The sequence below is a fragment of the Allochromatium palmeri genome, from assembly GCF_009720725.1.
GTDB lineage: Bacteria > Pseudomonadota > Gammaproteobacteria > Chromatiales > Chromatiaceae > Thermochromatium > Thermochromatium palmeri.
In genome coordinates this window covers 47,997-54,083 of the sequence record NZ_WNKT01000026.1, presented here as the reverse complement: position 1 = coordinate 54,083, position 6,087 = coordinate 47,997, and the positions used below count along the sequence as shown (strand labels likewise).

General features: G+C 63.2%; 4 protein-coding genes. 2 read left to right on the top strand and 2 right to left on the bottom strand.

Translation table 11 applies throughout. The features are described 5' to 3' along the window. Window positions 1-576, top strand: a 576-nt coding sequence (locus GJ668_RS12415; protein WP_155450467.1) for a DUF11 domain-containing protein, incomplete at its 5' end; no start/stop codon positions are given. A 62-nt stretch (window positions 577-638) separates the two neighbouring features. Here GJ668_RS12415 and GJ668_RS12410 read toward each other — a convergent pair. After that, window positions 639-1,571: a histone deacetylase family protein gene (locus tag GJ668_RS12410; protein WP_155450466.1), complete on the bottom strand. Its 933-nt coding sequence runs from the start codon at window positions 1,569-1,571 to the stop codon at window positions 639-641. A gap of 150 nt (window positions 1,572-1,721) precedes the next feature. Between GJ668_RS12410 and GJ668_RS12405 the strand changes: the two genes are divergently transcribed. Next, a complete protein-coding gene (locus tag GJ668_RS12405; protein WP_155450465.1) occupies window positions 1,722-4,400 on the top strand; it encodes a bifunctional acetate--CoA ligase family protein/GNAT family N-acetyltransferase in 2,679 nt (892 codons plus the stop codon). Window positions 4,401-4,433: 33 nt separating this feature from the next. Here the strand turns inward: GJ668_RS12405 and pap are convergent, their stop codons facing one another. Next, window positions 4,434-6,017 carry a polyphosphate:AMP phosphotransferase gene (pap, locus tag GJ668_RS12400; protein WP_155450464.1) on the bottom strand — a complete coding sequence of 528 codons (1,584 nt, stop codon included), beginning with the start codon at window positions 6,015-6,017 and terminating at the stop codon, window positions 4,434-4,436. Between the last annotated feature and the right edge of the window lie 70 nt (window positions 6,018-6,087).

Here is a 6,087-nt window from a genome sequence, read left to right as displayed (position 1 = left end):
GCCACGGTCAGCGCCCGCGAGCCGGATCCCAATACCGATGACAACACCGATACCGTAACGCCGGTGCCGGTCGAGGCACCGCCGGCGAGCACGGCCGATCTGGTGTTGACCAAGAGCGTGGATGAGGCCACCCCGACGGTCGGCGACGTCGTGACCTTCACCCTCAGGGTGCACAACCAGGGACCGGCGAACGCCACCGAGGTTCGCGTCATCGAGTCCCTGCCGAGCGGCTACAGCTATGTAGGGGCGACCCCGAGCGTGGGCACCTATGACAGCGCCACCGGGGTCTGGACGCTGGGCGCCCTGGCCACGGGCGGGCGTGCCAGTCTGGCCGTGCAGGCGCGGGTGCTGGGCACGGGCGTGTATGCCAACAGCGCCACGGTCAGCGCCCGCGAGCCGGATCCCAATCCCGATGACAACACCGATACCGTAACGCCGGTGCCGGTCGAGGCACCGCCGACGCCGCCGCCGACACCGACACATCCACATTCGATCCCAACCTTGTCGGAATGGGCCATGCTGTTGTTGTTGGCCCTGATGATGCTAGTTGGTCTACGCTATCAGCGCAGACGCTGAGCGTTCCAGGTCACGAAGCTTCGGCTTCGTGACCTTCCCTAAGCTCGAATCAGATGTTTTGCTCAGGCATGCCCGATCAGCTCATCGATATGGGTGCTCACACAGCGCCCGAGCGCCGAGAGCGTGTAGCCACCCTCCAGACAGGACACGACCCGCTCCTGACTGTGCTTGCGTGCTAAGTGATGGATCTCGCGCGTGATCCAGCCATAGTCGGCGGTATGCAGATTGAAGTGCGCCATGTCGTCTTCGATGTGCCCGTCGAACCCGGCCGAGATCATAATCAACTGCGGCGCGAACGCATCCAATCGCGGCAGCCAGGCCGCCTCAACCGCCGCCTTGAAGGCCGCGCCATCGGTCAGACGGGGCAGGGGCAGATTGATGACATTGGGCGCATCGGTGTCAGCGCCCGTGCCCGGATAGAAGGGATGCTGGAAGCTGGAGCAGAACAGGATCCGCTCATCACCAATTACGATTTCCTCAGTGCCATCACCATGATGGACATCAAAATCGATGATGGCCACGCGCTCCAGTCCATGCTGTTCCAGGGCGTGCAGCGCACCGATGGCCACATTGTTAAAAATACAGAACCCGCTTCCCTTGGCGCGTCCGGCATGATGACCCGGCGGACGCACACCGCAGAAGGCCGCATGATGGCGTTCACCCATCACTAAATCGACGCCCAGAATCGCGGCGCCCGCCGCATGCAGGGCCGCTTCCAGCGTATGCTTGTTCATGGCCGTGTCGCCATCGATCCAGGCCAGCACGTCGTCGGCCTGGGGCGCGGCCGCGATGATTGTCTCGATATAGTCGCGATCGTGCGCGCGCGCGATTTGCTCGACGCTGGCCTTGGGTGCGTCATAATGGGTGAGCAGCATCTCCATGCCGGAGGCGATCAGCCGATCCTGGATCGCATAGAGACGTTCGGGGCATTCGGGATGATGCGCCCCCATCCGGTGTTCGCGACAGGACGGATGTGAGATGAAGGCGAGGTTCATACAGGCTGTCCTCAAGACTCGATCGCCACGCTGGACCCAGGGGGGTAGGGAGCGATTCTTTTCTTCAATTGGCTTTCGACCAGACTCTTGGCCCTGTTTCAGCGGCCAGTTCACAGATTAAACCTTTTTTCGGCCCGGAGTGCGGATCTCATGCGTTTGACGGATATCGATCAACTCTTCACGCCGGGGGCGGTGGCCGTCTTCGGTGCCAGCGACAACGACGGCTCGATCGGCGGCCTGGTCTTTCGCAACCTGCTCGCCGGCGGTTACAAGGGCCAGTGCTACGCCATCAATCCCAAGTACAGCGAGGTGGCGGGGCGGCCCTGTCATGGCTCGCTGAACGAACTGGACAAGCAGGTCGACCTGGCGCTGATCGCCACGCCGGGCGACTGTGTCCCGGCCATCCTTGATCAATGCGGCAGCTATGGAGTCAAGGCCGCCGTGGTGCACTCGGCCGGATTCGGCGAGCACGGCGAACGCGGCATCGCGTTGCAGGAGAAGATGGTCGAAGCCGCACGACGCAATGACATCCGCGTCATGGGTCCGAACTGTCTGGGCGTGATGCGCCCGCAGCATGGTCTCAATGCCAGCGTCGGCCAGGATCTGCCGCGCCGGGGCAATGTGGCGCTGGTCTCGCAGTCAGGCGCTATCTGTACCGCCATGATCGACTGGTCGGAGTCGCGCGGCGTGGGCTTTTCGGCCGTCGTCTCGCTGGGCGCGGCGGCGGATGTGGATTTCGGCGACATCCTCGACTATCTGGCGCTCGACACCCAGACCCAGTGCATCCTGCTCTATGTCGAGGGCATCCGTCACGCGCGCCATTTCATGAGCGGTCTGCGGGCAGCGGCACGGCTCAAGCCAGTGGTCATCGTCAAAGCCGGACGTCATCCGGCCGGCACCCGTGCCATCAAGTCGCACACCGGCGGCTTCGTCGGCTCGGCCGAGGTCTTTCGCGCCGTCACCGACCGTGCCGGCGTGGTGCAGGTCGCCAATCTGGATCAGCTCTTCGCCGCCGCTCAGGTCTTCGGTACCCGACGCCGGCTGGCCGGGGATCGTATCGCCATCATTACCAATGGGGGCGGACCTGGTGTGCTGGCCGCCGACCGCACGGTCGAGCTGGGCTTGACGCTGGCGCAGTTCACCGAGGCCACGCGCCAGAAACTCGAACAGGCACTGCCCGACTACTGGTCGCACGGCAACCCGATCGACATCATCGGTGATGCACCGCCCGAGCGCTATCGGGCGACGCTCGACGCCTGTCTCGCCGACTCCGAGGTCGATGGCGTACTCTGCATCCAGGCCCCACTGGTGTTCGGTGATCCAGTGGCGACCGCGCAGCAGGTCATCGAAGCGGCCAAAGGCAGCCGTAAGCCGGTACTGGCCTGCTGGATGGGCGGCAAGCGGGTGCTGGAGGCGCAGGCGCTGCTCTCCAAGCACGACGTGCCCCAGTTCGACAGCCCCGAAGCGGCGGTCGAAGCCTTCTCGTTTCTCGCGACCCATCAGCGCAACCAGAAGCTCCTGATGCAGTCACCGGCGCCGCTGTCCTATGAGAATCCGCCGGATGTCGAGGGCGCGCGTCTGATCATCGAAGGGGTGATGTCCGAGGGGCGCAAGGTACTCGGCACCATCGAGGCCAAGGCGATCCTCTCGGCGTTCCGTATCCCGACCATGCAGGCGATTCTGAGTCGCACTCCGAACGAAGCCCTGATGGCCGCCCAGGCTCTGGGCTTTCCGGTGGTGATGAAGATCAACTCACCTGATCTGGAACACAAATCGGACGTCGATGGGGTCAAACTCAACATCGACGACGCCCAGTCGGTGCGCCGCACCTTCACTGAAATCATGGAGCGTGCCAAGCGGTTGCGCCCAGACGCACGTTTCGATGGCATCACGGTCGAGCGCATGGTCTCCACGCGCGCGGCGCGTGAGCTGATGATCGGCGTCTTTCGCGACAAGATCTTTGGTCCGGTGATCCTGTTCGGCGCCGGTGGCACCAAGGTCGAGGTGCTCGGCGATCGCGCGTTGGGATTGCCGCCGCTCAATGCTTTCATCATCGAAACCATGATCGACCACACGCGGGTGGCACGGCTGATGGGCGCCTTCCAGCACATGCCGCCGATGAATCGGGTGGCGCTCGCGCGCATCCTCCAGCGCGTCTCAGAGATGGTCTGCGAGCTGCCCGAGATCATTGGCATGGACATCAACCCGCTGATCGGCAACGACAAGGCCGTGACCGCCGTGGACGTGTGCATCAAGGTCGACTACCGCCCGCCGCAACAGCCGACCTATGGCCACATGGCCATCCATCCCTATCCAAGCCATCTGATCGAGCGCGCGCAACTCCCCGATGGCCGGGATCTGGTCATCCGCCCGATCCGGCCTGAGGACGCCGAGATGGAGCAGACCTTCGTGCGTGGACTTTCGGAACAGACCAAGTATTTTCGTTTCATGCAGGCGCTCAAGGAACTCACGCCCGAGATGCTGGTGCGCTTCACTCAGATCGACTATGACCGCGAGATGGCCCTGATCGGCGTGGTCGAGCAGGACGGCACCGAGGTCGAGGTTGGGGTGGCCCGTTATATGGCGCGTCCGGGCGGCGAGGCATGCGAATTCGCCATCGTCGTTGCGGATACCTGGAAGAATCTGGGAATCGGCGCGCGTCTGATGCGATCACTGATGCAAAACGCGCGCTCGCGCGGATTTCGCCTCATGGAAGGCGAGGTTCTGACAGCCAACACGCGCATGCTGGCGCTGGTCAAGTCGCTGGGCTTTCGCATCGAGAGCGATCCGCAGGATCTGGCCGTCAAGCTGGTGACCAAGGTACTGTGAACGCCGTTCGGCTGAAGCAGCGTTCACTGACCATCAGCCGTTGTTACCACGGCTCTTCGCCGGCTTGTCATCGGCCGATTCGATGCGCTTCTCGCCACAGGGCAGATAACCGGCGGTTGGTGCGGGCGGTCCCTTGAGGGCATCGTTGAGGGCGTCACAGACGGTGCGGAGTACCTTGATCCGCGCATAGGGTTTGTCGTTGCCCTCGACCAGGGTCCAGCCGGCGTGCTTGGTACTGGTGCGCACGATCATTTCATTGACGGCCTCCTTGTACTGAGGCCACTTCTCGCGATTGCGCCAGTCGTCTTCGGTGATCTTATAGCGCTTGTAGGGTACCGCCTCGCGGTCCTTGAAGCGCTTGAGCTGCTCGTCCTGACTGATGTGGATCCAGAACTTGGCGAGCACGATGCCACTGTCGACCAGTTGTTCTTCGAAGCGGTTGATCTCGGAATAGGCACGACGCCATTCGGCGGCACTGGCGAAGCCCTCGACGCGCTCGACCAGGACGCGCCCGTACCAGGAGCGGTCGTAGAGGGTCATGAGTCCGCCGCGCGGGATATGGCGCCAGAAGCGCCAGAGATAGTGATGGGCTTTCTCTTCATCGGTCGGGGCGGCGACCGGAATGGAGCGATAGAGCCGCGCATCGACGGCCTGCGTGATCCGGCGAATGGCGCCGCCCTTGCCGCCGGCGTCCATGCCCTCGAACATCAGCACGGTCGAGCGCCCGCTGTTGTAGGCGTTCCAGGCCAGCTCGTTGAGTTCAGTCTGCAGTCGCTTGAGTTCGCTTTTGTAATCCTCGCGCGGCAGGACGAGCGAGAGATCAAGTTGATCGAGCAGGGTGATCTGGGCGCTGTCGCTGGCCGGCAGTTCGAGGCTGGTCGGCACGCCGCTGGCGTCATCCAGGCTGACCTCGGCCAGACGCGAACGGATGGCGTGCAACAGCGTCTTGCCAACGGTCAGATCACGATAGCGCCGGTCGCCGGCCTCGATCAGATACCAGGGCGCGCTGCCGCGGTCGGTGTGCAGGATGACGCGCTCGGCGACCTGCTCGAAGGCGGCATAGTGCTCGGAGAACTTACTTTTCTCCGGCAACATCTTCCAGCGGCTCTTGTCGTCGCGCGACAGTTCCTTGAGTCGGGCTTTCTGGTCGGACTCGGACATGTGGAACCAGAACTTGACGATGAGCGCGCCGTCCTGGGTCAGCATGCGTTCGAAGTCGACGATGCGGTTGAGTTCGCCGTCGAGTTCGGCGTCGGAGCAATGACCGCGAAAGCGATGCTCGATGGGCGTCTGATACCAGCCGCCGAAGAGAATGGAGATCTCGCCGCGCGGCGGCATGGCGCGCCAAAAGCGCCAATAGCGTGGGCGTTCGCGCTCTTCGTCGGACTCGTTCCAGAAGGCGAAGGTCTGTACGCCGCGCGTGTCGAGCCATTCGTTGAGCCGGTTGATGACCTCACCCTTACCGGCGGCCTCTACGCCCGAGACCAGCACGATCACCGGGATGTTGGTATGCCTGAGTTCGCGCTGGACTTCCAGGAGCTGGGTACGCAGTTCTTCCTGCTGCTCTTTGTAGTCCTGCTTGCTGACCGAGCGGCCAACCTTCGTTGCCTCGAACATCTGTCGTGTCCTCTATGAACTACTCGCCGCGATGACAGAGCGAGCTTGCCATATCGGTTGGGGTGTTGTC

Excerpts from the sequence above, each read along its gene's own strand:
- GJ668_RS12405 (WP_155450465.1), top strand. The coding sequence starts at position 1,722 with ATGCGTTTGACGGATATCGATCAACTCTTCACGCCGGGGGCGGTGGCC.
- pap (WP_155450464.1), bottom strand. The coding sequence starts at position 6,017 with ATGTTCGAGGCAACGAAGGTTGGCCGCTCGGTCAGCAAGCAGGACTAC.
- GJ668_RS12410 (WP_155450466.1), bottom strand. The coding sequence starts at position 1,571 with ATGAACCTCGCCTTCATCTCACATCCGTCCTGTCGCGAACACCGGATG.